The sequence below is a fragment of the Idiomarina sp. 017G genome (genome assembly GCF_004362265.1).
Taxonomy (GTDB): Bacteria; Pseudomonadota; Gammaproteobacteria; order Enterobacterales; family Alteromonadaceae; genus Idiomarina; species Idiomarina loihiensis.
In genome coordinates this window covers 166,181-192,534 of the sequence record NZ_SNWT01000003.1, presented here as the reverse complement: position 1 = coordinate 192,534, position 26,354 = coordinate 166,181, and the positions used below count along the sequence as shown (strand labels likewise).

Genomic DNA, 26,354 nt, shown 5'->3' with positions numbered 1-26,354 from the left:
GAACATGCAACAAAACATAACAACCATTCTAATTTACATTATAGCATTTAAAATAAAGAGCAACAGGCTTACCTCACCCGGCGAAATAAGCGACAAAAAGGCTGTGATCCCGTATAATGTTGGTCAGCAGATAAAGTTGAGTGTTTTAGTCAGGTATTTTATACTGTCGGCCAGTAACGGGCGAAACTCCCATCCGCAGCTTTTAGAGTGGGTAAATCATGAGTGAACAGATTGATCAGGCGCTTGCGCGTAAATACGACGCAGGCTTCATTTCAGAAATAGAGTCAGAAACTTTCCCAATTGGTTTGGACGAGGACGTCATTGCCCGTCTGTCCGCCATTAAGGGTGAGCCTGAATGGATGCTGGAATGGCGTCTGAAGGCTTATCGCACCTGGTTAAAAATGGAAGAGCCTGACTGGGCACACGTCGATTATCCTAAGGTAGATTACCAGTCAATTTCATACTACTCAGCACCTAAGAGTATGAAAGACAAGCCTAAGTCGTTAGACGAGGTTGATCCGGAACTGCTACGCACATACGAAAAGCTGGGTATTCCTCTGCATGAGCAGGAAATGCTGGCGGGCGTAGCTGTTGATGCGGTCTTCGATTCAGTATCCGTGGTCACAACATTCCGCGAGAAGCTGGAAGAAGCAGGCGTTATCTTCTGCCCTATCTCTGAAGCCCTTCACAAGTACCCTGAATTAGTTAAAAAGTACTTAGGTACCGTGGTTCCCCGTGGCGATAACTTCTTTGCTGCGCTGAACAGTGCCGTATTCACCGATGGCTCGTTTGTTTATATTCCAAAAGGCGTTCGCTGCCCTATGGAACTATCAACTTACTTCCGCATAAACGAACAGAATACCGGTCAGTTTGAGCGTACCTTAATTGTCGCCGAAGAAGGCAGTCACGTTAGTTATCTGGAAGGTTGTACCGCACCACAACGTGACGAAAACCAATTACACGCGGCCGTAGTTGAGTTGGTTGCACTGGATAACGCGGAGATCAAATACTCTACGGTGCAAAACTGGTATCCGGGTGATGAAAACGGCAAAGGCGGTATCTATAACTTTGTCACTAAACGCGGCCTGTGCGAGAAAAACGCGAAGATCTCCTGGACTCAGGTAGAGACAGGCTCTGCCGTTACCTGGAAGTATCCAAGCTGTATTCTTAAAGGCGATAACAGCGTTGGGGAATTCTACTCAGTTGCGTTAACCCGCGGCAGACAACAAGCCGATACCGGCACCAAAATGATCCATTTAGGTAAGAACACCAAGTCGACCATCATTTCCAAAGGTATTTCCGCCGGTCGCAGTAATAACGCTTACCGAGGTCTGGTTCGTATGGGCCCAGGTGCCGAGGGCGCGCGTAACTTTACCGAATGTGATTCGCTGCTTATTGGCGACCAGTGCGGCGCACACACATTCCCGTATATTGAAAGCAGCAATCCAACCGCGATTGTTGAACACGAAGCCACCACCTCTAAGGTGAGTGACGATCAATTATTCTTATGTCGGCAACGAGGCCTGGACCCTGAAAAAGCAGTCTCAATGATTGTAAATGGCTTCTGTAAAGAGGTATTCCGCGAACTACCAATGGAGTTTGCGGTGGAAGCCGGTAAGTTGCTTGAAATCAGTCTTGAAGGTTCAGTGGGGTAAAACATGCTATCGATTAAAGACCTGCACGCACGTGTGGAAGAAACAACAATTTTAAAAGGCCTGAATCTGGAAATAAAACCCGGCGAAGTACACGCCATTATGGGTCCTAACGGTGCCGGAAAAAGTACTTTAGGTTACGTTTTATCTGGCCGCGATGGCTACGAAGTTGAAAGCGGCAGCGTTGAAATGGACGGTAAAGACTTACTGGACATGGAAGTAGAAGAGCGCGCCCAGGCCGGTATATTTCTGGCTTTCCAATACCCTGTTGAAATTCCAGGCGTAAGCAACATGGAATTCATGAAAGAATCCGTGAATGCCATGCGTGAAGCTCACGGCGAAAGCGCTTTGAGCTCAGCTGAGTTTCTGAAAAAAGCCAAAGAAGCCTGCAAGCAAGTTGAGTTACCGCTCGACTTCTTAAAGCGCGGCGTCAATGAAGGCTTTTCCGGTGGAGAGAAAAAGCGTAACGAAATTATGCAGATGATTATGCTTGAGCCGAAAATTGCGATTCTGGATGAGTCTGATTCCGGGCTTGACGTCGATGCTCTACAGGTTGTAGCTAAGGGTGTGAACAGCCAGCGCGACGGCAAACGCAGTTTTATCGTGGTTACGCACTACCAACGTTTGCTCGATTACATTGAGCCTGACTATGTGCACATTCTGTCTAAAGGCAAAATTGTGAAAAGTGGCGGTCCTGAACTGGCGAAAGAAGTCGAAGCCTCAGGTTATGCCTGGTTAGCTGAAGCAGAAGGAGCAGATGCATGAGTCAATGGTTAAACCACGTTTTAGAGCGTGCCTCGACCGTTGACGATTGGCTATCTCCGGTCCGGGCACAAGCCTTGGACACGTTAAAGCAACAGCAATGGCCGACACGCCGCACCGAAGCATGGCGTTATACCTCGTTGCATCCGGTTGCTGATTTAGAGCTGAAATCCGGCACCGGTAACGCGACCGCCGAAGCACCAGTCATTGAAGGCTTAAACAGTCTGGATTTGGTGTTTGTGGACGGTCAGCTTAGTACCGACATCAGCAAGCTTAAGTTACCTGAAGGCATCACTATTAGTGAGCTGTCAGCGCCCAGCGAACCCGCTGAAGCTATTTTTGCGCAAGTAAAACCCAGCCGTCATTTGTTTGGCCTGGTAAACGACGTATTGGCGCAGCAAGGTGTCGTTATCGACATTGCGGCTGGCGCTAAAGTTGAACAACCCATTCGCATCGTTAACTTTGCGTCTGCCGGTATCGAGTCTCATCAGCGCACGCTGGTACGTGTTGGTGAAAATGCGCAGGCAACCATTATTGAGCACGGCAGCGGCTCAGGTAACAGCCTGAATACCGTCTTTGCTGAATATGACATAGCCGAGAAAGCGCGTTTAGAGCATTACCGTTTTGCCCTGCACGAGGGCGAAGCGATTCATATTGGCGGCAGTCACTTTAAACTGCACGATCACGCCAGACTGAACAGCACCCTAATTGGCTACGGCAGTCAGTTAACGCGTCTGGACGTAGACATTGAACACGCTGGTGAGCATGCGTTCGCCAAGTTTAATAACGTGTATTTACTGGCTCCACGCCAGCACTTCGATCTGCACAGCACCATCGAACATGCCTCACCTAACGGCACGACCGAAGAGAACGCCCGGGGCATTATCGGTGACAGGGCAAAAGCAGTATTTAATGGCCGCATTCATATTCACCGCCATGCGCAAAAAACCCTGGCCGAACTGAATAATCGTAACCTGCTGCTGACTCGTGGTGCGCAAATTAATACTAAGCCCGAGCTGGAAATTTACGCAGACGATGTACAGTGTGCGCACGGTGCAACGGTTGCTGAAATTGACGAAGAAGCGTTGTATTACATGCTGACGCGTGGCATCGACAGGCAACAAGCGCTGGTTATGCTCAACTTTGGTTTCGTACAGGAAATGGTTTTCCAGATGCCAAATAAAGCCCTGGCCGACTGGTTGCAGCCGATTTTGAAAACCCGCTTTGAAAGTATGATGGAGAAGCAATGAGCCTGAACGTTGCACAAATTCGTGAGCAGTTTCCGATACTGCAACGGCAGGTAAACGGTAAACCACTGGTTTATCTGGATAACGCTGCCACCACGCAAAAGCCACAAGCGGTCATCGATGCGCTGACGGATTACTATACTCAGTGCAACGCTAATGTTCATCGCGGAGCTCATTATCTTTCTGATGAAGCCACCCATCGCTACGAAGCGGCACGTAAAACCGTCGCTGATTACATACATGCTAATCGTCAAGAAGAGGTTATCTGGACCAGCGGCACAACCGAGGGTATTAACCTGGTCGCTAATGGTGTTGCTCAGCGCTTAAAAGCCGGTGAAGAAGTGCTGGTGACCGAAATGGAGCACCATGCGAACCTGGTAACCTGGCAACAGGCGTGTAAGCGTTCTGGCGCCACATTGAAAGTCGTACCCATTAACGAAGACGGTTCACTGAATACCGAGCAGTTTCACGCCCTGTTGAGTGAGAACACGGCTTTCGTTTCAATGCCGCACATTTCCAATGCGCTGGGTACCATTAACCCAATTAAAGAACTCACCGCTGCCGCTAAAGCCAAAGACGCACTGGTCATGATAGACGGTGCTCAGGGTGTTGCACATGGCGCTATCGATGTGCAGGACATTGGCTGTGATTTTTATGCGTTTTCCGGTCATAAGCTATTCGGGCCAACCGGCATTGGCGTGCTATGGGGCTGTTACGAGGTTTTAAAAGACTGGCCTATATGGTTAGTCGGCGGCGAAATGATAGCCACAGTCAGTTACCAGGACGCCACTTGGGGTGAATTACCCAACCGACTGGAAGCCGGTACACCAAATATCGCGGGAGCCATTGGTCTGGCGGCAGCGATAAACTGGTTACAGCAATTTAATAAGGCCGATATTTTAGCTCACGAAACCGCTTTACTGGCACGCGCAACACAACTAGCAGAGCAAACCGATGGCTTAACCATTGTTGGCCACGCCGACAACAAAATTGGCGTGCTAAGCTTTATTCTAGATGGCGCACACCCTGCTGATATTGGCTTTTTGCTGGACAAACAAGGCATAGCCATTCGTACTGGTGACCATTGCGCTCAACCGCTTATGAAACGCCTGAAGGTACCAGGTACTGCGCGCGCGTCATTTACCATTTATAATACGCTAGACGAGGTTGATAAGCTGTTCGAAGGCATCAACAAAGCTCGTTTAATGCTAGCCTAATGGCAGGAGGAGACTCATGTCTGTAGAAACATTTGTACCATCGTCTTCGTTAATTTCGATGACAGAAAACGCTGTACGTTACTTTGAGTCACGCTTAAAAGATGAACCGGGCAAGCTAATTCGCCTTTCTACTAAGCAAAGTGGCTGTACGGGTTATGCCTATGTGCTTGATTCTGTCGATGCGATGGAAGACGGCGATGAAGTGGTCGATATTAACGACAACATCAAAGTCGCTATTGCCTCTAATGCGTTGGAACTGGTACGTAATACCGAAATTGATTACGTAAAAGAAGGCATTAACGGCGTGGTTAAATTCAACAACCCGAATGTTGTTAATGAGTGCGGTTGCGGCGAAAGCTTCAACGTGCAGTAACGGAAGTTTAAATTATGCAGCAGAAAATGGTGTCCACCACCCGTGAAGTTAAAGCGCGTCGCGTGCCAACGGGTGAGCCTAAAGTTATTCCTAAAGGTGAGTTTGTTACTATTACTCAAGATTTAGGCGGTAACTATACGGTTACCTTTCAGGGTAACATGCTGCGCATAGACGGCACGGATGCGGATGCGATTGGCCGTAAGCCAGAAAAGCTCGACTTTGAACCACCAGCAAACGGAAAAGTTTCAGAAGATCAGGTCTGGGAAGCGTTAGAGACCATTTATGACCCGGAAATTCCGATTAACTTAGTTTCGCTAGGGCTTATCTACAAAGTCGCGGTTGATAAAGATTCCGGCACCGTTACTATTGATATGACCTTAACCGCACCAGGCTGTGGTATGGGTCCGGTATTAGTGGGTGATGTTGAGTATCGGGTTTCTCTGGTACCGCACGTTAAAAATGTGAATGTTGAACTCGTTTTTGACCCACCCTGGTCACGCGACATGATGAGCGAAGAAGCTCAGCTTGAAGCAGGCGTCTTCTTTTAACTTTAGTTGTCCTTTTAACTTATAAGTGAAGGTTATTGGTAAGCATGAATTTACCCAGTACAGATGAAATCATTGATGACTTAGAGTTTTTAGATGACTGGGAGCAACGTTACCAGTACATCATTGATTTAGGTAAAGCTTTGCCCGGCCTACCAGAAAGCCAGCATAAAGATGAGTATCTGGTGCGCGGTTGCCAAAGTAATGTCTGGCTTATTAGTGAAGAAAAAGACGGTAAACTGTTGCTGCACGTTGATAGCGACGCCGTCATTGTGCAGGGGTTGTTGACTTTAGTCATGGCCGCTTACCACGACAAAACGCCGGAGCAAGTTCTTGCCTTTGATATCGATAGCTATTTTGCTCAGCTGGACTTAGAAAACCACATTACACCGACTCGTGGAAACGGCTTACGTGCTATTGTCGGAAAAATTCAGCAACTAGCGAAACACAGCCAGGCTTAAATGGTATTAAACAGCAGCTCAACCGCATAAAATCGATTGGTATTATCGTAGATTGGTTGAGCTGCCAACAACGGAAAGGTTTCAGGCATCTTTTTTACTGTCTTTGGCCGCTTCCATGGCGCTTAAAATATCCGAGGATAAAGAATCCAGCTGACCCGTTGGTTGCGGCAACATAATCACTTTACTGGCAGCGGTATCGAAAGAACCCAATACATCGACATAGTTAGTGAATTTCAGCAAATCGATGACATCTTTAGACGTTATGTCATTAGCCTGATCGGTAACCATGGCAATAGAGTCCCGCAAACCTTCAGCTATCGCTAAACGCTGACCGGCAATACCCTGACCCTGCAAAATTTTCGATTCTTTGTCGGCTTCAGCCTGCTTCACCAGCATGATTTTTTCAGCTTCTGCCTTATGTTCTGCCGCACGGCGCTCTCTTTCTGCGGCGTTAATTTGGTTCATTGAATCTTTAACGGACTGGTCCGGATCAATGTCTGTCACCAGCGACGCAATAATCTCAAAACCATATTCTTCCATGGTATCGCGCAACTGCTCTTTTACATCTTTAGAAATAGAGTCTTTATTGTCGAACACCGCGTCCAGGTTCTGCTTAGGAATTTGTGCGCGCACCGTATCAAACACATAGGACTGCATTTGCCACTCGGGATTTTCCAGCTGATAAAACGCATTATAAACTGCGGTTTCATTGCTCACGCGATACTGCACTGACACCCGGACAATGACAAAAACATTATCGTTTGTTTTGGTCTCAACATCGACATCCAGCTGCCGCGTTCTCATCGACTGTTTATGAGCGACCTGCTCAATAAGCGGGATAATAAAGTTAAGCCCCGGCGTCAGCATGCGGCGATAACGCCCGAACAACTCAACCAAATACACGCTTTGCTGCGGCACAATGCGCACCGACGCTATCAGTAAAAGTAAAACAACTACAGCGGCAACTACCCACATAATATTAAAATCATTGTTCATTATTGAATCCTTATAATACGAGAGTGGGAGTGAAAAGAGATTAACGGGAAATGAGAAAAATATCGAAAGGATGATATGCAAAGGCTTCGCCGTCTGTAGCGAAGCCTTTACTGTTCAGTCGTTACTTAGGAAGCTCTTCAAACCCCATGTGATACAAAGTAAAACCGAAAATATCGGAGTACTGCTCAATGGTTTTTGAAACCGGTGTGCCAGCACCGTGACCGGCATTGGTTTCAATACGGATAAGCTGAGGATTCTCACCGCCCGCTTTATCCTGAAGCTCCGCCGCAAACTTAAATGAGTGCGCAGGAACGACACGGTCATCATGGTCACCGGTGGTAATCAACGTCGCCGGATAAGCCACGCCTTCTTCCACGTTGTGAACAGGCGAATACCCTAACAAGTACTCGAACATTTCTTTACTGTCATTGGCTGTACCATAATCGTATGCCCAACCTGCGCCAGCGGTGAAGGTGTGATAACGAAGCATATCCAGAACACCGACAGCAGGTAAAGCGACTGCAAATAGCTCTGGCCGCTGTGTCATTACCGCACCGACTAGCAAGCCACCATTAGAGCCACCGCGAATGGCTAAACGCTCCGGTGAGGTATAGTCTTTCTCAATTAAATACTCGGCCGCCGCGATAAAATCGTCAAACACATTCTGCTTCTGCATTTTGGTACCAGCTTTATGCCAGTCTTTGCCGTACTCACCGCCACCACGCAAGTTAGCAACGGCGTAAACGCCGCCCATTTCTAACCAGGCTGCGTTAGCAATGCTAAACGACGGTGTCAGACTGATATTAAAGCCACCATAACCGTACAAAATTGTCGGGTTTGAGCCATCCAGCTTGGTGCCCTTTTTGTAGGTAATGATCATAGGCACTTCAGTACCGTCTTTCGAGGTATAAAACACCTGCTTTGATTCGTAGTTGGCAGAATCAAAATCGGCGCCAGACTCGGCGTAAACTTCGGAGCCACCCTGATCCGGGTCGAACTTATAAATCGTTGACGGTGTGCTGTAATTAGTAAAGGTATAGTATAATTCGTCCGCTTCTTTTTTACCTGAGAAGCCACCTATGCTGCCTACGCCCGGCAACTGCACTTCACGAACCATATCGCCGTTATAAGCGTATTGTTTCACCTTAGCTACGGCATCGACCATGTACTCGGCAAAGATATAACCCGCACCGGTTGATACGCTCAACACGTTTTCCGTTTCTGGGATAAAGTCTTCCCAGTTTTCCGGCGCTGGATTACTCGCGTCAACAGTCACAACACGCTGGTTTGGCGCATCAAGGTTAGTCACAAGGTAAAGCTTTGAACCATCGTTATCTAATACACGAGTATCCGAATCGGTATGATCAAGAATTGTCACCAGCTCGCTGTCTTCATCGGTCAGGTCTTTTAAAAACAGTTTGTTGCCCGAGGTAGAGTTTGCGGCTGAAATGAGCAAATACCGGTCATCATCAGTTACTGAACCACCAACATAGCGGTGCTTCTCAACATCCGTTCCACCAAACACCAGTTTATCATCAGCCTGGTCTGTACCCAGCTCGTGGTAATACAGCTTGTGCTGGTCGGTCTTTGCAGAAAGCTCACTGCCTTCTGGCTTATCATAACTGGAGTAGTAGAAACCTTCATTGCCTACCCAGGAAACGCCGCTGAATTTAACATCCACTAAAGGATCTTCCAGCTGCTCTTTGGTTTCCGCATCAATAACCCGAATTTTACGCCAGTCACTGCCGCCCTCAGAAATTGAGTAAGCCGCTAGCGAACCGTCGTCAGAAAAGGTTAGCTGTGCCAGCGAGGTTGTTCCGTCTTCACTAAAGGTGTTCGGGTCCAGGAATACCTCCGGTTCTTCGTCACCTTTTTGGCGGTACACCACATACTGGTTTTGCAGACCGTCATTTTTGTAGAAATAGGTGTAATCGCCCTCTTTAAACGGCGCGCTGATTTTCTCGTAGTTCCACAACTCGGTCAGACGCTTTTCTATCGTCTCGCGATATGGAATAGACTCTAAGTGTGCGAACGTCACTTCATTCTGAGCTTTAACCCAGTTTTCGGTCTCTTCGCTACGGTCATCTTCTAACCAGCGATACGGGTCCGCTACTTCGGTACCAAAGTAGGTATCAACCACATCGCCTTTACGCGTTTCCGGATACGACATAGATTGCGTATTCGCCTCTTGTTCTGTTTCAGCATTTTGTGAACAGGCTGTCAGCAAACTGACTGCAACTGCTCCCAGTAGATATTTCATTGTTATTATCCTTATCGACTCTCTATAGGAAATTCTTTTAACCCGCACTTTAATTTAGCAAAGTCTTCAGTTAGAAAGTAGCATAAATACGTATCAAGGTGTGTACAAAGTCCAGCGTTTTTCAGCTAATTGCTCCAGCCAAAAACGAAGTTCATCCTCAAGCGCACGGTCTTCTTTTACCGGAGCAAATTCTTTTTCAATGTCGCTTAGCATGTCTTCCACCTCTGCAGATAACGATTCCGTAGCACCGTTTATTCTTTGCCTCAGCCGAAAACCCTGGCAAGAAGCCAAAAGAGTCGCGATAGCAACTTGTGCAGTTAAGTCCAGAACTCTCACACAGTCCCGGGCCGCAATGGTTCCCATGCTCACCTTATCCTGATTGTGACACTCAGTAGAACGGGAAAAGACGCTGGCGGGCATGGTCAGCTTTAGTGCTTCTGCAGTCCAGGCAGAACAACCAATTTGCACCGCTTTAAACCCGTGGTTAATGGCAGTTCTAGAGGAATCGGCTGCGGATAAGTTTGCCGGTAAACCGTTATTCACTTTCCGGTCCATCAACAGCGCCATTTGCCTGTCATGTAAATCGGCCAGATTAGCCACCTGCGTTTTTAGGGTGTCCATCGCCATAGCAATATGGCCACCATAGAAATGACCACCGTGCAGAACCTGTTCTCGCTCGGCGTCAATAATGGGGTTGTCATTAGCGCTGTTCAGTTCATTTTCTATTGTTTGTCGGAGCCAGGGTAAAGCATCTTTTAATGCGCCTACAATATGTGGCGCACAGCGAATGGAGTACCGATCCTGCAAACGCGCAGAATTTCTTTGTGTGGGTATTTCCCCTAAATCATGGCGTATCCACTTAGCCACCTGCTGTTGACCCACATGCGGCTTAACCTGAAATAAATGTTCGTCAAAGTGCTGAGCGTTTCCGCCAAGCGCGTAACACACCAAAGACGTAATACGACTCGACAGACGACTGAAGTAATCCGCTTTGTCAAAGTTCAGACAAGCAACTGCCGTCATAACTGCCGTGCCGTTCATCAGTGCCAGAGCTTCTTTGGGCCTAAGTTTATAGGGGGATAACCCGAAGGTGCTAAAAGCCTCCTGACTTGAAATGACCTGCCCGCGAAAATGCACTTTATTTTCACCAACAAGCGCACTGGCAATATAGGATAAAGGCGTTAAGTCACCGCTGGCGCCAACGCTCCCTTCTTGCGGAATAAGAGGCAATATATCCTCATTTATCATAAGGGTCAGTCGCTCAAGTAACTCCCAGCTTACTCCCGAGTACCCTTGCGCCAGAGAACATAAACGAACCGCGAGAATGGCTCGCACTGTGGATTTATCAAAATGCTCGCCCAGGCCGCACCCATGAAAGCGCGTAAGATGCAGCGGCAGTTCATCAACTAAGTCAGCGGGAACGCCTACTGTGCAGCTGTCTCCATAGCCAGTGGTTACTCCGTAAATGACACCATCTTCCAACAGGAGTTTTTCGAGAAAATCCGCACCGGCCTGAATCCTCTCCCGGAATAAAGGGTCTGAATTTAGTTCTGCTTTTGACTCACATCGAGAAAGCCGGACAATATCTTCAATTCTTAAGGTGCCTGCACCAAAACATACGTTTTTCTTCATCACAGCTCTATTATCGTTGTTTGACCTTTAAATTACTGGCTCTCTAACCTGAGCGATCAACGTGTCGGCTCAGTATTCTTTTATTTTCTAATTGAACAAGAGAGCTCTTGCGCCAGTCCCAAAGGTTTTTACTCATGGTCCCACGATATTCGTCTTTGTCGACGATCGGATACGGGTAATCGGTGCCCAGCTCAATATCGAACATGGCCGATTCCAAGGGCGTCAACTGCCAGGGTTCTATTAGCAACTCATTCGGCAGTTCGGCAAGCTCAGGCAGCCAGGTTCGTATAAAAGTACCCTCGGCATCCTGTTCAAGAGCCTGTTTTGTCGGGTTGTATATGCGCACGGTATTAATGCCGGTCACGCCCGCCTGCATTTGAAACTGGGGATAATGAATGCCCGGCTCAAAGTCGAGGAAAAGTGACGCTAGATAATCAGCCCCCAGACGCCAGTCTATTGCCAGATAATGACACAAAAAACTCACCAACATAGCGCGCATTCTGAAGTTAATGTAACCCGTTTTAATCAGGCAGCGCATACAGGCATCCACCAGCGGGTAGCCCGTTCTACCCTGTTTCCAGGCCTCTAAATGCTGAGCAACTGATTCATCCTTCCGAAACGGCAAGGTCTCATAACCGCGGTTAATAGGCTTAAGCTGCTGACTTATCTCACTTTCAAACTTTTGAATAAAGTGACAATGCCAGTGCAAGCGAGAAACCAGCGCCCGCAGCGGTTTTCTCCAGCCGGGTGTCTGCCAGTAGGTTAAACAATACTGGTACACCTGCCGTAGACTTAAATTACCCCAGGCAAGGTACGCAGAAAGTCGGCTGCAACTCTCGCGGCTTAATCCCGGTTTGGAAATATTCACACTGTACAGTTTTCCCCGGCCTTCAAAAAACGATAACAACGTCCGTCGTGCTTCCAGTTCTCCACCCTTTTGAAACAACGGGTCATGCGCCTGCCACTCTGCGGGCGCACGGTAAAGCTCAAAAGGACTGGCAATAATTCTTGTTAAATCGAGCGTTTCAGACTCAAGCCGCATCACTCGGTTCCAGTTTTTACGCCAGTTCGAACGCGAACGAGCCGCCCTGATGACCGCACCATAGGAAGACTCGTGCCAGTTTATGTTTTGCTCACGGCAAAACCTGGAAACCTGCTTGTCACGCTGGTAGGTATTAATTAAGCCAATTTCCTGGTAGCTATACAGCTCAATGCTGCCAAGTTTATTCTGTATGCGCTGCAACTGCTCTAAAATATCACCGCAGGAAATATGCAGATTTACACCATAGGGTTTTAGCTGCTCGTTCATGTCACAAAGGCTTTGCCAGACAAAGCGCCAGTGCCGCATGTCGTAATGCGGGTCATCTAGCAACATCGGTTCAAAGTTGTACCACAGCAAAACCGAGTCATGATGCTTCAGCGCCGCAGCTAACGCATCATGGTCGGAGAGTCGCAAATCGCGTTTTAACCAAACTACTGCAGTGCGACTCATGTTCACTGCACCGGCCAGTCTGCGGCATCAACGCTGTCTATGGGCTGCCCGGACAAGTCGCCGGCCCAGCGCTCAATAAACTCATTATCCGGGTCGTAGCGTTCGGTCTGCTTTTCCAGGTTAAACTGACGATGCCCTCTGGGGTCGGCTCCCAAACCCGCCAGATACTGCCAGTTGCCCCAGTTGGAGGAAACATCGTAATCAATCAGCTGCTGTTCAAAATAGGCAGCGCCGTAGCGCCAGTCCAGACTCAGCTCGTGCACAAAACAACTGGCAACCAGTTGGCGCCCCCGGTTCGACATATAACCGGTGGCATTCAACTGCTTCATGCAGGCGTTAACTATAGGATACGGCGTATTGCCAGAGCACCATTTCTGAAACCTTTCAGAATAAAAGCTGGTTTTGGGTGACTTACCGGAGAGGCCGGAAAAAGCGAACAGGCGTTTCCCGTGCTTCAGTGCGTACCAGAAGAAGTACTCGCGCCACAATAATTCAAAACTTATCCAGTAGCTGGATTCATTCTCACCAAACTCTGTTTCATACGCCCTTAACGCCGCCATTATTTGCCGGACAGAAAGACAACCCTGCGCAAGCCAGGGCGAAAACTTAGTCGAACTCGAAAAGTCGTCTAAGGCATTTCGTGTTTGTTTATAAGTACCGGCAGACTCACCAGAAAAGTAGCTTGTTAAATGCGTTAAGGCGGCTCTTTCTCCACCTTCAAAGTCATCTGACGCCAATTCATTCAGAGTTTCAGCCTTGAACCCCGGATAACTGATGTTCTTCGGTAATGAAGGCAAAGCGTTTACCGGCTGCACCGAAAAGTTACGGCTCAACGGCTCTACTTTTTTCCGAAACTGAGAAAAGGTTTCCGGCAAGTCCGCTAGCTCAAACGGCAGTTCCTGCTCTGAAAACAAGGTGTTGTTTGGTGTTTCATGAAAAGGCAGAAACGGAAACCGTTGCTGCAGCAAACCCAGTTGAAGCCGTTCATAGTAACCCTGATGCTGGCTCAGGAATATCGCATCCACCTGACGTTCGGAAATGAGTTCGGTTAAAATTCGGTCAAATGTCCCGGTCAAAACAATGAGTTTTTGTCCACGCATTTCCAGCTCGGTTCGCAGTTGCTTTAAGCTCTGCTGCAAAAAGGTAAAACGATGTTTACCCATTGCCGGAATACCATAATGACCATACTTATTCTGTGTCGGATTAAAACAAAAGCAGCAGATAAGTGTTTCACTGCGCTGCGCGGCTTCATAAAGCGCCAAGTTGTCTTCAACCCTGAGATCATTCCGAAATACAAATAGGCCTAACCGATAATCTGCCATAATGAATACGAGTTGTTGTTTAGTATTCATTACGTAAGTCATTTAGAATTGGACTAAACGTAAATTGAACAATGACCGTAAAATAATAATAACTGACTTCTGGTGGACTCATTTTTTATGAACAAAGGTAAAAACTGGCTAATTTATACTCTGGGCTTTTTAGGGCTTATTCCCTTTCTGGCATCGTCGCTTGCGGCTATAATGCATACAGGAACCTGGTGGGGAATTTCACCTTTAGAGTTTTTAATTACTTACGGCGCTGTTATTCTCAGTTTTCTGGGCGGTACTCTATGGGGCCGGGCCCTGCACCGCGCGGAAAGCGAAAAAACCACAGGTTTACTGTTATTAAGCAATGTTTTCGCTTTAGCGGCCTGGTTCACAATTTTAATTAACGCACCGGCCTGGTCATTAGGTATGCAGATGGTGGGCTTTGCCTTGGTTCTGTACTTTGAACAAAAGCTGGCTCGCAGTTCGGCTATGACAGCTTATATGGGCTACTACCGTATACGGGTGTTATTAACGACCATTGTCATCGTCTGCCAATTACTGGTCTTTGGTAACCACATTTTGTAGCGCTAGCTGCAGCGCTATTTTTTCTCGTGATACCGAGCCAGAGTTTCCGCGTAAATATGGCGTACGTCATCACTGAATTTTTCCACCGAATAATCACGGGCAAAAGCCAGAGCATTTTCTGCCAGGCTCTGGCGTAACGCCTCGTCATCCAGTAACTGTTTCACCCGCTCACACCATAAAGCCTGCTTAGCCGGTGTCTTAAAACCGTTATGCCCGTCTTCAACAACATCGTCGATACCGCTAGAGCGCACCGCAACCACGGGTAAGCCCGCAGCCATAGCTTCCAGAATGACCATGCCCTGAGTTTCTGACTGCGAGGCAAATAGGAAAGCGTCTCCTAGCTGATACCAGGCGGCCATTTGCTCAGGCGGAACTGAGCCTACCAGAGTAATGTACTGCTGGAGTTTCATGTTATCGATGCGTTCCTGTAACCGGTGGCGTTGATGACCGTCGCCCACAATCAGCAAGCGGAACGGCTTATCGGTTTGATCTTTCAGTTGCGCCACCGCCTCTATCATAAAGTCGATATTTTTCTCATTCGACAACCGGGACACACTAACAAATACCGTTTCATCCCCTAGCTTTTGTTGCTGGCGCAGCTCCTCTATTTGCTTGTCGTCAACTTGCTGGAAACGCTCAAACTCAATACCTGTTGGCTGTACAAAGGTAGGCTTCTTAACCCCTATCATGCGCAGGTATTCTTCGGTCGACTGTGTCGGCACAATTACGCCGTCGCATTTGTTGGCAAAGCGACGCACCAAAAAGTGCGCAATAATATTGCGGAACAACGAACCGGGTAAAAACACAAAGTGCGCATAATGTTCTAGCCGCGTGTGATAAGTATAAACCACCGGCACTTTCAGGCGGCGCGCAATAAAGACCCCAAGCGAACCTATCCAGAACGGATGGTGAACGTGAATAATATCCGGTTTAAAGGCTTTAACCTTTTTACGCACGGCACCGGAGAAAATATTGGCAAACTGAAACTCACTCTTTTCACCAAAAGAAAACAGCGACGGCATACGCACCACATGCTCTTCTTTTTCACTACTTTGCTGATAGCGCGGCGCAACAACCAATACCTTATCTTTGAGCTTAACTAATCCCAGACGCAGGCGCTCGATAGAAATTGGCACACCACCGATAAAAGGCAGATAGTTATTCGTGAACATGGCCACGCGCAACGGCTTTTTGAACCAGGGCTGCGGGTCAATATCGTAGTCGGGGTAGTAATCTTTACCGACGAATACCGCGTTGTACAATTTGGTACTGATAACCAGGAACAGACTCACCAGCAGAATAAAATTCAGGTAGCCCACGTAAAATAACGAATGAATAAAGAACCACAGGCTTTCCAGCTGTTTCAGAATGGGGTGCTGACCAATTTCCAGCTCTTCAACAGAGTGCTCAACCGAGCCATCGGCATTCACTGTTACTTTCACATAATGATAAAAGCTTTCATCCTGATTCAGTACCAGACCACCCGCACCACCGGTAGTGATATAGGGAATACCGTTGTGCTCACGCTCTGAGTAAATAGAGATATTGGATGAAAATACGCGATCGACACCGAAGTTGCTTATTGTCTGCAGTAGCGCATGACGAAACTCCAGAGGTTGCAGGAAATCGTCCTCCTGGGCTAAAAAGAACTCTTCTTCCGGCTCTAAAGGTGGGTGACCAATAAAAACAAAGCGATGCTTTGAATCGTCGGCTTTAAGAATGTCAGTTAACCAGCGCAACTGCCATTGCCATGGCGTTTTCCCGGTGCTGTCTAAGAAAATAAAGCGGCTGTCATCGGCAGTAAAACTGAAAAAATGCGGACCGTAATGGTCATAAAAGCGGAAGCTGCCAAACTCTTCATACTCATTGTTACCGAAGGTCAGTAAATACGGCATATCCAGCCGCGACAGAGTACCTTTTATTGCCCGGTATTTGTCTTCTCCTCCACTGCTCACAGCATTCCCCGCAGACACTAAAAAATCAATGTCGGTGTCGTTCAACATAGGAATAATGCGACGCTCGAAAATACCAACCGAATTATTGATATTACCCACTACAGCAAAGCTGTAACTGTCCTGTCCTTCCAGCCGGGCACTAATGTCTGAGAGCTGTTCGGTATGCTCCGCCTCAAATTCAGAAGTCACCAGGTTCAAATAAATTTTATAGCCAATAAGCCCAACCACAACCGCAATGTTGAGGTAAAACAGGACTTTCAGTAACTTGGTTTTATTCATTGTATGCCCTGCACTTTAGCCGACTGAACTAAGTAGCGCTGTAAAATAAAGAGTCCCAATAACATACCAAGATAAATGGTTAAGAAGCGCCAGCTAAAGGTGACTAACAGTAAATGATTATTGGCTAAAATGTCATTAAAAAAGCTACCAAACACACCTTCGGAAATTCCCGAAGCACCGGGCGTTGGCGCGAAATACATGATAAAGGTGGTAACCACCAGCAGTCCCAGGCTGACGAGGTAATCAACGTCGTATCCTAAACCCCACATTAGCAGCGCGGGAAAACTGAATAAGCTGAGCAGAAAAATGACGGTGGACAATACCGACAGCGCAATAGCCACCTTAGAGCCGCGACAATACTCCGAAAAACTCCGGGAGAAACGCAGCATTTCGCGGCGAGTTTTGTATTGCCAGCGCAGATGACGCTCAGGACTAATCAGTTGCAGCTTATGCACCGCTTTACATAAATAGCTTAGCGGCCCAATTAACCAATGTGCCCGCAACAAAACCACCGCGAAGAAGAGCAGATAAAGCACAATGAAAACGGCAAGAGCCGTACCAATTTCACCAATAATAGCTTTGTTCTGCAGTGGCTCCAGCACCAGCAAGAACACCGGCGTCAGCGAAAAAATAAAGAAAATAGCCAACACCGTACGAATAGTAGTGGCAGCGGTCGCCCGCCCAATAGGCACGCCGTGCTCGTGTAAGAACCAAACCTGCGCGAAACCGCCACCGGTGGCCATAGGGGTAATATTGGAGAAAAAGATATTAATAAAGACCAGTTTAGCCATGGCTTTTTTAGGAATACGGTAACCCAGAGCGCGCAAAGTGTAGTAAAGCCGCAAACCGTCGGCGGCGAAGTAAACCAGTAACAGCAAGACTGCGGCACTTAAAACTTCAGGGGCAAACAAACGAAAATCGAAGGTAAGACTGCGGCCGGAAAAGTGGTCATAAATGGCGTAAAATCCGGCAGCCGTGAGTAAAACAAATAACACACTAAATAGCGTTAAGCGTTTCCACGAGGCTTTGTATTGTTTTTCTTCTTCCGCTGAAGCTGCCATCTTGCTGCCGTTTACTCCCCACAAAGCCTAAAGATTAAGGATTATGGAGTTGCTGGGAAGGGATGTCAAAAACCTTACATTACGCAGCCGCCGACTGCCGTGCGTCATGAGTCATTTTCACTAGTTGCTTTCTGACCTCACCAGAGGTCACACAGTCCGTTTCAAAAGGAATAAAAACACTGCGTTCATCGGCAATTAGATGGAACCCGTCCGGATAAATACTGCTCATTTTGACGCTACCTGCATAGTTCCTGAACTCCACTTTCTGGTGGCGCAAAATAAGGCCACAAGCGTCAGCATGGTCATCATTCATATGCTGGATCATCTGCAATGCGTCTGCCGAATTCCATTGGGGTTCAAGCAGCAGCCATTCAGCAGGGTTTATCCAGAAAATTTTGCCGAAGCCACCAATGTACCGAATATGCTCAACGTCCATTTGCCAAAATTTAAAGTCATGAGCATTGCGATAACTTAAAGCGTCGGGGAAACGCTGAAAGTACAACTCCCCTAAAGACTCATCCACTAAAAACCGAGCATTTCCCGTTAACGTCAGTCGCCCGTGAGTATTCTGGTCACCGCTTTCAGCCGCATCGAACACGGTAATACTTAAACGGTTATCTACTGATAAATTACGGGCATGCTGGGCAATATCAGACACATAAAATATGACCTGACCTTCTGCAGAAAGCATAAACGGTGATACCGAACCGAACGGATATCCCAGTAACTTCTTTGAGATAGTGGACAGAACAGCGGTATCGTTATTTTGCGCTAGTACTCGCGCTTCTCGCGCCGCTTTTATTCGTTCATTCATTATAAAATACTCCTTAATGTCTTGGCTCGGTGAAAATCATTGGCTTTAAAAAGCTCGGGTGCGAGCTGACGTGCACCGGTGTACGATAGGTTCTTTCCAGAATGTCTTCCCGAAAAACACTCTCGGGGCTGTCAACATGCTGAATACAGTTATTGCCTAAAACAATGACTTGATCGGCATACAAAGAAGCCAGATTTAAATCGTGCATAACCGACAGAACCAGGTTGCCTTTTTGGCTGAACGACTTAATTTCATGCAACACCGCATGTTGATGATACACATCCAGTGCGGAGGTCGGCTCATCCAAAAGCAACAATTGTTCGCCAGGCAAATCTTTATCTAACTGGCATAAACACCGGGCTAAATGTGCCCGCTGTTGTTCACCACCAGACAAGGTTTCAATGCCACGCTCACCCATTGGGGCTAAATCAAAGCGGCTTAACCATTGGGTTGCGCGTTGCTCCGCATCGGCATCACCCTCCTGTGACCAATATCGCCCCATGGCCACCAGTTCCTTAACCGATAACCCTTCAGGCGCGGCCTGGTGCTGCTCCATAACCGCTCTTATCGGCGCCAGTTTCAAAGCATCCCACGAGTTCAGTTCTCTTCCATTTAAGTAAATAGAACCGTTATAAGGAAGCTCCCCTGCTAACATATTTAAAAAGGTGGACTTACCCGCACCGTTTTCGCCGACAATGGCAACAAATTGGTGGGCTTCTAAACTTAGGTTCAGTGACGTTAACACTTGCTGCCGACCAATAGATAGATTCGACACATCGATATCAAGCATAAAACCTCCGTCGTTGCTTCATAAGCAAATAAATAAAAAATGGCGCGCCGATAGCCGCTGTAATAATGCCAATAGGTAATTCCGCCGGAGCAACCAGAGTTTTTGCCAACCAGTCGGTAAGCACTAAAATGGCTGCGCCAAACAACATGGATACCGGCATTAACCAGCGCACATTAGCGCCAACCAGCATTCGTGCAATGTGGGGAATAATCAGTCCGATAAAGCCAATCATGCCGGTTAAGGCAACAGCTCCGCCTACACCAAGTGCAACGAAAAAAATTATCCGACGCTTCAGAGTGCCGACATTAACGCCCAGGTAACGCGCTTGTCGTTCACCTAAAAGCAGAGTGTTAATTGCCCGGCGGTGAATAAAGAGTGCAACGCAGCTAACGCCCATAAACAAAAAGCCAAGTGGTAACTGTTGCCAGTCGGCTCCGGCCAGAGAGCCCATCTGCCAGAAACTCATAAGCCTCAGGGCGTCATCGTTAGCGTAGTAGCTGAGCAACCCGAGAATGGAACCGGCCAGCGCATTGATGGCAACACCTGCCAGCAGTAAGGTGGCAACATGAACTCCGGAACGCCCACCAGCCAAATGGTAAACCACAAAGGTGGTCAGCAGAGCGCCGATAAAAGCCGCGCCGGAAACCCAAAGCTGTCCCTGTAACCCGAACTCGGGACCTAAGGCAATAACTGCCAGTGCGAATACAGCCGCTCCCCCCGAAATACCAATGAGCCCGGGATCAGCCAGCGGATTACGACACAAGGTTTGCATTGCAGTACCACTCTGCGCCAACACCGCGCCCACCATTAGTCCTAAAACCAACCGGGGTAACCGAATATCGATTAATACCGTCTTTTGGATATCAGTAGCTTCAGACAAGACTCCCGGTAACCAGATAAAGGGCAACCGCCAGTCCGACATCACCGGTCCGCTGGAAAGCAACAGAACGCTGCTGACAGCAATACCCATAACACCGACGAGTAACCAATAGCGACGTTCAAGCGGCATAGTCTTACTCCCGGCCCGCCGCTAATTCATTGGCAAACTCAGCAACCACTCGTTGCGCCTCTGCAATGCGGGTTGTCATACCCAGCGCCAGCAACGAATCCATAACCAAAACCCGGCAGTTTTTTCCGGCTTCCAGTAGCTTAAGTGCCTGCGCCTGACAAAACGCTTCTTTACTGCCGTGGCTTTTAACCACGTGCTCAGGAGCAACTAAAAAGTCAGGCTGTTCTGCCAGTAAATATTCAGTAGAAACGGTCTTGAATCCGACGTGAGAAAACACGTTGTTAATATCGGAGTAACTGAAAAGCAAATCCGGTACTGTATCCGTCCCGGCTGCCACCACGCCTCGCTCTGACGCCTGCAGAACGAACAGAGCCTTCAAAGGCTCTTTACGCGAGCTAGTCGTCGTCAAATCCGACTTGATACCGGCAATCACCTGCTTTCCTTCGGCTTGCGCACCGAAGCGATCCGCCATGTTTTCAATTAGCTCGTACAGCTCCTGAAGCGACGTCGGCTTATCAAATACAACCACAGAAACTCCGGCCCCCTCAATTTGCTGCAACACTTTATCGCTACCGCCGCCTTCAAGCACCCACAGGTGTTCAGGCTCAAAACTCAGAACGCCCTCAGCGGATAAATTACGGTAGTAACCAACCTTCGGTAACCGGTTAACAGCCGCAGGCGAGGTACTGGAAGTATCTACGCCAATCAGGTTGTCGTCTTTATTCAGCGCAAACACGATGTCGGTTAAAGTTCCGCCTGCGGTTATTAATTGGTTAACGTCTGTATCCAGCGTATCTTCAGCCTGGCCGAACCACGAAAACAACAATAGAAAAGCGGCTCCGGCATGAACCAGAAACTGTCGTCCTGTCATCACAATCAAACTCCTGAATTAGATTTTCTTTTTTGTCCTAAATCAAAAATAGTAACCTTCACTTGCAAATGCAAATCATTTTCGTTTAGATCTTATTGATTTTTTCATACGACATGTTAATCAGGATTGGAGATGAAAAGTGAATAAAGGACATAAGACAACTCACAGCTTTGCAAAAAGCTTATTGGCGACAGCCATTTTCGCTACCTTACAAACCACTGTTTACGCAGCTGACTTGGCAAAACCCACGCTGGAAACCGATGAAATACTGGTAGTAACCGGCTCCCGCAGTAAAGAAAAACTGGAGGATGTTGCCGGTGCAGTCAGTGTGGTGACAGCCGAGGAAATCGATATTCAGGTTAGTAACAGTCTGTCGGATATTTTTCGTTATGACCCCAGCATCAGTTCAACCGGCAGCCAGGGTCAGGCACAAACCCTGTCAATACGTGGTATTGGCGGTAACCGGGTGGTCTACATTAAAGACGGCCGACGCTTAAACGATGCCTATGCCGGCGGTGGAGGGTATCTGGTCGGCCGGGGTTACCTGGACGTCTCACAATTGAGTCAGGTTGAAGTCGCTAAGGCCGCAGCATCGCCACTTTACGGCTCAGACGGATTGGGTGGGGTTATTGTTCTGACAACGCCAGACCCTGACGATATGCTACAGGGTGATTCAAACGCACTTTCCCTGCAGGCGGGTTTCGATAGCATTGCAGACGAACGCAGTTTAGGTGTGCAGGCGGCAAAACAGTTTTCTGGGTCACAGGCATCCATTCAGCTCACCGCCCGCAAAGGAAACGAAACCCAGAACTATGAACAGTCGTTGCCGGAGTTTGATTACGACAGTGTCGGTGTGCTGGCGAAATGGGCTATCGCGCTTGAGAATAACAATGAACTTAAGTTTACTCTGGACCACTACCAGCAAAACAATGAGCAGTTGCAGGAGCCGCCGGAGCAAACCGAAGATGAAGACAAACAAACCGCCTTTTCCATCGACTATCTCAATAATAACAGCAACTGGCTGACCGATACTCAGCACTGGCAGTTGTATTTGAGTCACTACGAGCAAAACAGTGACCAGATAGTGCAAGGCGCAGATCAAAGCGGTCCTTATATCGACAATAACGATTACGGCTTTGAACAACGTATTATTGGTGCTCGCTGGCAGGGCGAAACCCTGTTGTCCGGCAACCAAGTGGAACAAGACCTGGTATTTGGGTTCGATGTTGACTACTACGACACGGAACGACCACGCTTTAAAACCCGCACCGCAGCAGACGGCACCTTACTGCAGGACAATATCCAACTGAAAAATATGCCGCTTAAATTCATTGCCGGTGTCCGTATCGACCATTACCGCATGACGCCTCAGGACAATGCACTCTACGATATGTCGCTATTAAGTGATATACGTGAAACGGCTCTGTCACCTAAACTGGCGGCTATATACACTTTCTCAAATGATATTCGAGGATACGTTCAATACGCCGAAGGCTTTAAAATTCCACCTCATGATCAGGCGTATCAGAACCACGGCATCGAACCTTTTTATGCCATATTGCCTAATCCCGACTTAGATCCTGAGAGCAGCCGTTCACTGGAAACCGGCCTGAAATTTGCGGACAACAGCACTCGCTGGAATCTGTCAGCCTTTTACAGCAAGTTTGACGACTTTATCGATACTCAGGTCGTCGGAACCAGTCCCACCTACATTCCGGGTGTGGATCGCGTTGAGTACCAGTATGTTAATAAAGACGAAGTGACAATAAAAGGCGTTGAAGCCTCAGTGACTCACTGGCTGAATGACAACATTCAATTAGCTTCTTCAGTGGCCTACACAACCGGCAAGGATGAAACAACAGACGACTACCTGACCACTCTGTCACCGCTTTCCGGTAATGCTTCAGTGGGTTACCACGGCAATGACTGGTATGTACGCGGCGTTGTTACCGCAGTAGATAGCATGAGTCGCGTTCCAACCGATGAATCTATTCAAACACCGGGCTACGCAACCGTTGATGTGCTGGCAGGTATCACACTGACAAACTGGCAAGTTAACCTTGCGGCGCGTAACTTAACAGATAAATATTATGTGCCCTACCAGAGCGTGGCAGGACTTCAGAGCGAAGCCTCTACGGAACAGTACAGTCAGCCCGGACGTTCGTTTGGGGTGCAGGTGAAATACACTTTTTAGTCTAAAACAGCCAAAAAAAAGCCCCCAAATATTGGGGGCATAAAAACTTAACCAGGGAGTATAACCAAACAATGTTAAGTTGTGGTGCATGTTAAAGATTAAATATGACAGTTTTTAGACGACTTTATTCAATTTTGATGAAACCTGCCGTTTAAATAAAGCCATCACAAGAATCAAATACACCAATTGCGCACCTAAGGTCTCCCAGCTGGCGTAAATACCCAGCCAGTCGAAGGTTACATCCACTGGAAACGCCGTATGACTAAACCAGGCAGCTTCCTGCAGGGCGCTAATGCCTTTGCCCAGCAAAACAAAGACCAGAGCCAGAATGATGTACGTTGTGAACTTGAAAAACGTATTCATTGGCAGTTTGACTGAGTATTTAATGACAGCCCAGGCCACTACCGCCAGAACCACCAGGCCAAAGACAAAACCGTAGGCGACACTGCTGCCATTGTCCTGCGCCTGCAACAATAAAGACTGATAGAACAATACGGTTTCAAACACTTCTCGATACACAGCTAAAAAGGCAAGACCGGCAAGACCCCATAAAGCGCCCTGCTTTAGCTGAGTCTGCACTTTTTCATGAATAAAGCGTTGCCACTGCTGCGACTGGGTTTTGCTGTGCATCCAGTAACCCACATAAAACAATATGACAGCGGCCAGCAACGCCGCCCCACCTTCAATAATCTCGCGGCTGGCACCACTAATGCTGATGAAGTATTCCGCCACCAGCCAGGTGCCGACACCCGCAATTAGTGCCGTGATCCATCCGGCGTGCACATAACGCAGGCCGTCTTTGCGCCCGGAGCGCGCCAGCACTGTGCCAATTGCCAGCACAATGAGTAAAGCTTCAAGCCCTTCGCGTAACAGAATAACGGCGCTTGCGGCAAACAATGCGGATTCTGACAGCTTATCTTCTGACAGCGTATTCGCCGCGACGTCCAGTTCCTGTTGCAACTGTGCTGTCATTTGCTCTACCTGCTGCAGCTTGCCGGGTTTACTGATAACCCCACGCAACGCCATCATGTCACGTTCTATGGTTCGCATTAGCTCCGGAGCTTTGGCATTAAGGGAGTTTTCAGCTAACTCGAAACCATCGAGATACGCCGAAATAGCCAACCGCTTAGCTTCGCTATAATTGTCTTGTTGGTACGCCTTTAAAGCCTGGCCAAGGGTTGTGCGGGCAATTGCAATAGGACTGTTTACTGAGCTTTCAGAAAAGTAATCACGAGCGTGAGTGCGCGAGTAATCAATAGCGTTAGACGAAATGCCGCGCTGCAATAAGGTATTCGGGCTGTAATTAATCAACTCGCTCAGCGCCACCTTCTGCTCAGAGTCGGCACTGTTATTAAACGCCAGACTGCCCACGTAAAAGGTCAACGCCCACCGCTCTTCTTCACTTAAATGGCTAAAAGACGCCATTGCCGTGCCGTCGATGCCATCGGAAACAGCGTCAAACAACCCAAGTAATGAGCGGTTATTGGCGCGTTCACGGTCGGTAAAATTAGTGGGGGCAGGCTCCAGCCCGGTAGCACCAGGGCCATCACCCTGACCGGCAGCGCCATGACAGGCTGAGCAGTTTTGTTGAAATAACTGCTCAACGTGCTTTTCGCTTGCCAGCTTTGACGGGAGGCTTAGCTTTGGCAAAGCCGACAGCAATGTGTCTCTTAGCTCACTGGTTAGCGTAACCACCGCTTCCGGGTCAGCTTTATCATGAATCAGCTGCTTGAGCTTGTTCACCAACTGACGCATTTCAGCTTGCACCGCCTGCGGCGCCTGTTCAGTCTTTTCACCAATAAGGCCGGCGAACTCAGTCATTTCGCTGTATTCATCGGGATTAATGACTTCACCATTGGCTACCGCTTCGGAATAATCTACGCCAACGTATTCCGCCAGCTGCAATAACTGACGCATGTCAGAACTTTGAGTATCCGCTGAAGAACTGGCCAAAGCCTGACCGGAGAAAAGTAATGTGCCTATTAAGGCAATAGGGAAAAAGAATCGGGAAAACACGAGTACTCCTCAAGGCTCATGTCATAATCAGGCTTAAAATTATACAGGAACCTTGAGAAGTATTAAATGATAACTATTGTTGTTTGTCTTTAAAGTCTCTTAATCTGAGCTAAATCAATACGCCGGCATTAAGAACACTTCGCGCACACAATTACGCGGATTCGCATTGATTGAATACAATACCGCATCGGCAACATCTTCAGGAGCCAGTTTGTCCGGCTTAGGTTCGTCGAAGAACGGCGTATTGACCATACCCGGTGCTATGGTTGTGCAGCGGCCGTTCCACTCTTTCATTTCTTCGGCCAGGTTCTGGGCAAAGCCATGAACGAACCACTTAGTCGCACCATAAACCGAACCTTTTAGCGTAATTCGCCCGGCGGCAGAGCCTGTCATTAAAAAGTGACCGGTGGTTTTACGTAAATGCGGCAAAGTCAATTTAGCCGTGTACAGAAGACCATTGATATTCACATCCACCATAGACTTCCACTCGTCCGGGTCGCCCTCTTCTGTTCCAGCGGTCGAAACCCCGGTTCCGGCGTTAGCGAATACCGCATCCAGCTGACCAAACTTATCTACGCCCTGCTTTACAGCCTCGGCTAGCTGGTCATAATTTCCGGCATCAGCAGCGACACCAATAGCATTATCCGCACCAAACTCCTTAACCAGCGCATCCAGTTTTTCTTTCCGGCGCGCCGTTAATATCAGCTTTAATCCCTCTTTCGCCGCTTTTCGGGCTGTAGCTTCACCAATGCCGCTTGAGGCACCTGTTATCAATAATACTTTGGACATACTTCCTCCTTAAGTTCGTGTTTCTAATTCTATTGTACTCTTTC

22 protein-coding genes are annotated in these 26,354 nt (G+C 48.0%); 9 read left to right on the top strand and 13 right to left on the bottom strand.

What is annotated here, in order from left to right; translation table 11 throughout:
* Positions 1-218: 218 nt before the first annotated feature.
* Genes sufB through DEU30_RS06940 form a run of 7 tightly spaced genes read left to right on the top strand, consistent with a single transcriptional unit; the run spans position 219 to position 6,257 of the window.
* Complete coding sequence (gene sufB / locus DEU30_RS06970) at positions 219-1,655, top strand: Fe-S cluster assembly protein SufB (RefSeq protein ID WP_114981736.1); 1,437 nt, start codon at positions 219-221, stop codon at positions 1,653-1,655.
* A 3-nt stretch (positions 1,656-1,658) separates the two neighbouring features.
* Positions 1,659-2,417: a Fe-S cluster assembly ATPase SufC gene (gene sufC / locus DEU30_RS06965; RefSeq protein WP_011233416.1), complete on the top strand. Its 759-nt coding sequence runs from the start codon at positions 1,659-1,661 to the stop codon at positions 2,415-2,417.
* Entirely contained in the window at positions 2,414-3,664 is a 1,251-nt protein-coding gene (gene sufD, locus DEU30_RS06960) for a Fe-S cluster assembly protein SufD (RefSeq protein ID WP_110012966.1), read from the top strand. Before sufC ends, sufD begins: the two co-directional genes overlap by 4 nt.
* Positions 3,661-4,878 carry a SufS family cysteine desulfurase gene (locus tag DEU30_RS06955; RefSeq protein WP_114981737.1) on the top strand — a complete coding sequence of 406 codons (1,218 nt, stop codon included), beginning with the start codon at positions 3,661-3,663 and terminating at the stop codon, positions 4,876-4,878. Before sufD ends, DEU30_RS06955 begins: the two co-directional genes overlap by 4 nt.
* Positions 4,879-4,894: 16 nt before the next feature.
* A complete protein-coding gene (locus DEU30_RS06950; protein WP_011233413.1) occupies positions 4,895-5,251 on the top strand; it encodes an iron-sulfur cluster assembly accessory protein in 357 nt (118 codons plus the stop codon).
* A gap of 14 nt (positions 5,252-5,265) precedes the next feature.
* Positions 5,266-5,799, top strand: coding sequence for a putative Fe-S cluster assembly protein SufT (sufT, locus tag DEU30_RS06945; RefSeq protein ID WP_011233412.1), 534 nt, complete (start codon positions 5,266-5,268; stop codon positions 5,797-5,799).
* A gap of 44 nt (positions 5,800-5,843) precedes the next feature.
* The gene (locus tag DEU30_RS06940) at positions 5,844-6,257 is read left to right on the top strand and encodes a SufE family protein (RefSeq protein WP_110012963.1); all 414 of its coding nucleotides are present in this window, start codon (positions 5,844-5,846) and stop codon (positions 6,255-6,257) included.
* Between the two features lie 81 nt (positions 6,258-6,338).
* On the opposite strand, the gene DEU30_RS06935 is transcribed toward DEU30_RS06940, so the two are convergent.
* The 5 genes from DEU30_RS06935 to DEU30_RS06915 form a co-directional block, all read right to left on the bottom strand.
* Entirely contained in the window at positions 6,339-7,253 is a 915-nt protein-coding gene (locus DEU30_RS06935) for an SPFH domain-containing protein (RefSeq protein WP_114981738.1), read from the bottom strand.
* Positions 7,254-7,374: 121 nt separating this feature from the next.
* Positions 7,375-9,513, bottom strand: coding sequence for a prolyl oligopeptidase family serine peptidase (locus DEU30_RS06930; protein WP_114981739.1), 2,139 nt, complete (start codon positions 9,511-9,513; stop codon positions 7,375-7,377).
* Positions 9,514-9,606: 93 nt separating this feature from the next.
* Positions 9,607-11,145: an aromatic amino acid ammonia-lyase gene (locus DEU30_RS06925; RefSeq protein ID WP_114981740.1), complete on the bottom strand. Its 1,539-nt coding sequence runs from the start codon at positions 11,143-11,145 to the stop codon at positions 9,607-9,609.
* Positions 11,146-11,188: 43 nt separating this feature from the next.
* Positions 11,189-12,637: a deoxyribodipyrimidine photo-lyase gene (locus DEU30_RS06920; RefSeq protein ID WP_114981741.1), complete on the bottom strand. Its 1,449-nt coding sequence runs from the start codon at positions 12,635-12,637 to the stop codon at positions 11,189-11,191.
* Between the two features lie 2 nt (positions 12,638-12,639).
* Positions 12,640-13,989 (bottom strand): DASH family cryptochrome, encoded by a 1,350-nt coding sequence (locus DEU30_RS06915; RefSeq protein ID WP_114981742.1) that lies wholly within the window; start codon positions 13,987-13,989, stop codon positions 12,640-12,642.
* A gap of 87 nt (positions 13,990-14,076) precedes the next feature.
* Here DEU30_RS06915 and DEU30_RS06910 point away from each other — a divergent pair, with 87 nt between their 5' ends.
* A complete protein-coding gene (locus DEU30_RS06910; RefSeq protein ID WP_114981743.1) occupies positions 14,077-14,532 on the top strand; it encodes a DUF3429 domain-containing protein in 456 nt (151 codons plus the stop codon).
* Positions 14,533-14,546: 14 nt separating this feature from the next.
* On the opposite strand, the gene DEU30_RS06905 is transcribed toward DEU30_RS06910, so the two are convergent.
* From DEU30_RS06905 to DEU30_RS06880, 6 genes are all read right to left on the bottom strand, one after another.
* The gene (locus DEU30_RS06905) at positions 14,547-16,766 is read right to left on the bottom strand and encodes a glycosyltransferase (protein WP_114981744.1); all 2,220 of its coding nucleotides are present in this window, start codon (positions 16,764-16,766) and stop codon (positions 14,547-14,549) included.
* Positions 16,763-17,827 (bottom strand): lysylphosphatidylglycerol synthase transmembrane domain-containing protein, encoded by a 1,065-nt coding sequence (locus DEU30_RS06900; protein ID WP_034819095.1) that lies wholly within the window; start codon positions 17,825-17,827, stop codon positions 16,763-16,765. The genes DEU30_RS06905 and DEU30_RS06900 overlap by 4 nt, the downstream gene beginning before the upstream one ends.
* Before the next feature lie 79 nt (positions 17,828-17,906).
* The gene (locus tag DEU30_RS06895) at positions 17,907-18,641 is read right to left on the bottom strand and encodes a DUF2470 domain-containing protein (protein WP_114981745.1); all 735 of its coding nucleotides are present in this window, start codon (positions 18,639-18,641) and stop codon (positions 17,907-17,909) included.
* A 13-nt stretch (positions 18,642-18,654) separates the two neighbouring features.
* On the bottom strand, positions 18,655-19,431 hold the full coding sequence (locus DEU30_RS06890) for an ATP-binding cassette domain-containing protein (RefSeq protein WP_114981746.1): 777 nt from the start codon (positions 19,429-19,431) through the stop codon (positions 18,655-18,657).
* Positions 19,424-20,440 carry an iron ABC transporter permease gene (locus tag DEU30_RS06885; RefSeq protein WP_114981747.1) on the bottom strand — a complete coding sequence of 339 codons (1,017 nt, stop codon included), beginning with the start codon at positions 20,438-20,440 and terminating at the stop codon, positions 19,424-19,426. Before DEU30_RS06885 ends, DEU30_RS06890 begins: the two co-directional genes overlap by 8 nt.
* Before the next feature lie 4 nt (positions 20,441-20,444).
* Positions 20,445-21,311, bottom strand: coding sequence for an ABC transporter substrate-binding protein (locus DEU30_RS06880; RefSeq protein WP_114981748.1), 867 nt, complete (start codon positions 21,309-21,311; stop codon positions 20,445-20,447).
* A gap of 139 nt (positions 21,312-21,450) precedes the next feature.
* Between DEU30_RS06880 and DEU30_RS06875 the strand changes: the two genes are divergently transcribed.
* Positions 21,451-23,505 carry a TonB-dependent receptor gene (locus tag DEU30_RS06875; RefSeq protein ID WP_114981749.1) on the top strand — a complete coding sequence of 685 codons (2,055 nt, stop codon included), beginning with the start codon at positions 21,451-21,453 and terminating at the stop codon, positions 23,503-23,505.
* A gap of 114 nt (positions 23,506-23,619) precedes the next feature.
* Here the strand turns inward: DEU30_RS06875 and DEU30_RS06870 are convergent, their stop codons facing one another.
* On the bottom strand, positions 23,620-25,521 hold the full coding sequence (locus DEU30_RS06870) for a cytochrome c/FTR1 family iron permease (RefSeq protein WP_114981750.1): 1,902 nt from the start codon (positions 25,519-25,521) through the stop codon (positions 23,620-23,622).
* A gap of 114 nt (positions 25,522-25,635) precedes the next feature.
* Positions 25,636-26,310, bottom strand: a complete 675-nt coding sequence (locus tag DEU30_RS06865; protein WP_034819103.1) for an SDR family oxidoreductase — start codon at positions 26,308-26,310, stop codon at positions 25,636-25,638.
* Positions 26,311-26,354 lie beyond the last annotated feature (44 nt).

Coding starts and splice junctions, on each gene's coding strand:
- DEU30_RS06880 (WP_114981748.1), bottom strand. CDS start 21,311: ATGACAGGACGACAGTTTCTGGTTCATGCCGGAGCCGCTTTTCTATTG.
- DEU30_RS06910 (WP_114981743.1), top strand. CDS start 14,077: ATGAACAAAGGTAAAAACTGGCTAATTTATACTCTGGGCTTTTTAGGG.
- DEU30_RS06865 (WP_034819103.1), bottom strand. CDS start 26,310: ATGTCCAAAGTATTATTGATAACAGGTGCCTCAAGCGGCATTGGTGAA.
- DEU30_RS06915 (WP_114981742.1), bottom strand. CDS start 13,989: ATGAATACTAAACAACAACTCGTATTCATTATGGCAGATTATCGGTTA.
- sufB (WP_114981736.1), top strand. CDS start 219: ATGAGTGAACAGATTGATCAGGCGCTTGCGCGTAAATACGACGCAGGC.
- sufC (WP_011233416.1), top strand. CDS start 1,659: ATGCTATCGATTAAAGACCTGCACGCACGTGTGGAAGAAACAACAATT.
- DEU30_RS06935 (WP_114981738.1), bottom strand. CDS start 7,253: ATGAACAATGATTTTAATATTATGTGGGTAGTTGCCGCTGTAGTTGTT.
- sufD (WP_110012966.1), top strand. CDS start 2,414: ATGAGTCAATGGTTAAACCACGTTTTAGAGCGTGCCTCGACCGTTGAC.
- DEU30_RS06905 (WP_114981744.1), bottom strand. CDS start 16,766: ATGAATAAAACCAAGTTACTGAAAGTCCTGTTTTACCTCAACATTGCG.
- DEU30_RS06925 (WP_114981740.1), bottom strand. CDS start 11,145: ATGAAGAAAAACGTATGTTTTGGTGCAGGCACCTTAAGAATTGAAGAT.
- DEU30_RS06955 (WP_114981737.1), top strand. CDS start 3,661: ATGAGCCTGAACGTTGCACAAATTCGTGAGCAGTTTCCGATACTGCAA.
- DEU30_RS06895 (WP_114981745.1), bottom strand. CDS start 18,641: ATGAATGAACGAATAAAAGCGGCGCGAGAAGCGCGAGTACTAGCGCAA.
- DEU30_RS06890 (WP_114981746.1), bottom strand. CDS start 19,431: ATGCTTGATATCGATGTGTCGAATCTATCTATTGGTCGGCAGCAAGTG.
- DEU30_RS06930 (WP_114981739.1), bottom strand. CDS start 9,513: ATGAAATATCTACTGGGAGCAGTTGCAGTCAGTTTGCTGACAGCCTGT.
- DEU30_RS06940 (WP_110012963.1), top strand. CDS start 5,844: ATGAATTTACCCAGTACAGATGAAATCATTGATGACTTAGAGTTTTTA.
- DEU30_RS06920 (WP_114981741.1), bottom strand. CDS start 12,637: ATGAGTCGCACTGCAGTAGTTTGGTTAAAACGCGATTTGCGACTCTCC.
- DEU30_RS06950 (WP_011233413.1), top strand. CDS start 4,895: ATGTCTGTAGAAACATTTGTACCATCGTCTTCGTTAATTTCGATGACA.
- DEU30_RS06900 (WP_034819095.1), bottom strand. CDS start 17,827: ATGGCAGCTTCAGCGGAAGAAGAAAAACAATACAAAGCCTCGTGGAAA.
- DEU30_RS06885 (WP_114981747.1), bottom strand. CDS start 20,440: ATGCCGCTTGAACGTCGCTATTGGTTACTCGTCGGTGTTATGGGTATT.
- sufT (WP_011233412.1), top strand. CDS start 5,266: ATGCAGCAGAAAATGGTGTCCACCACCCGTGAAGTTAAAGCGCGTCGC.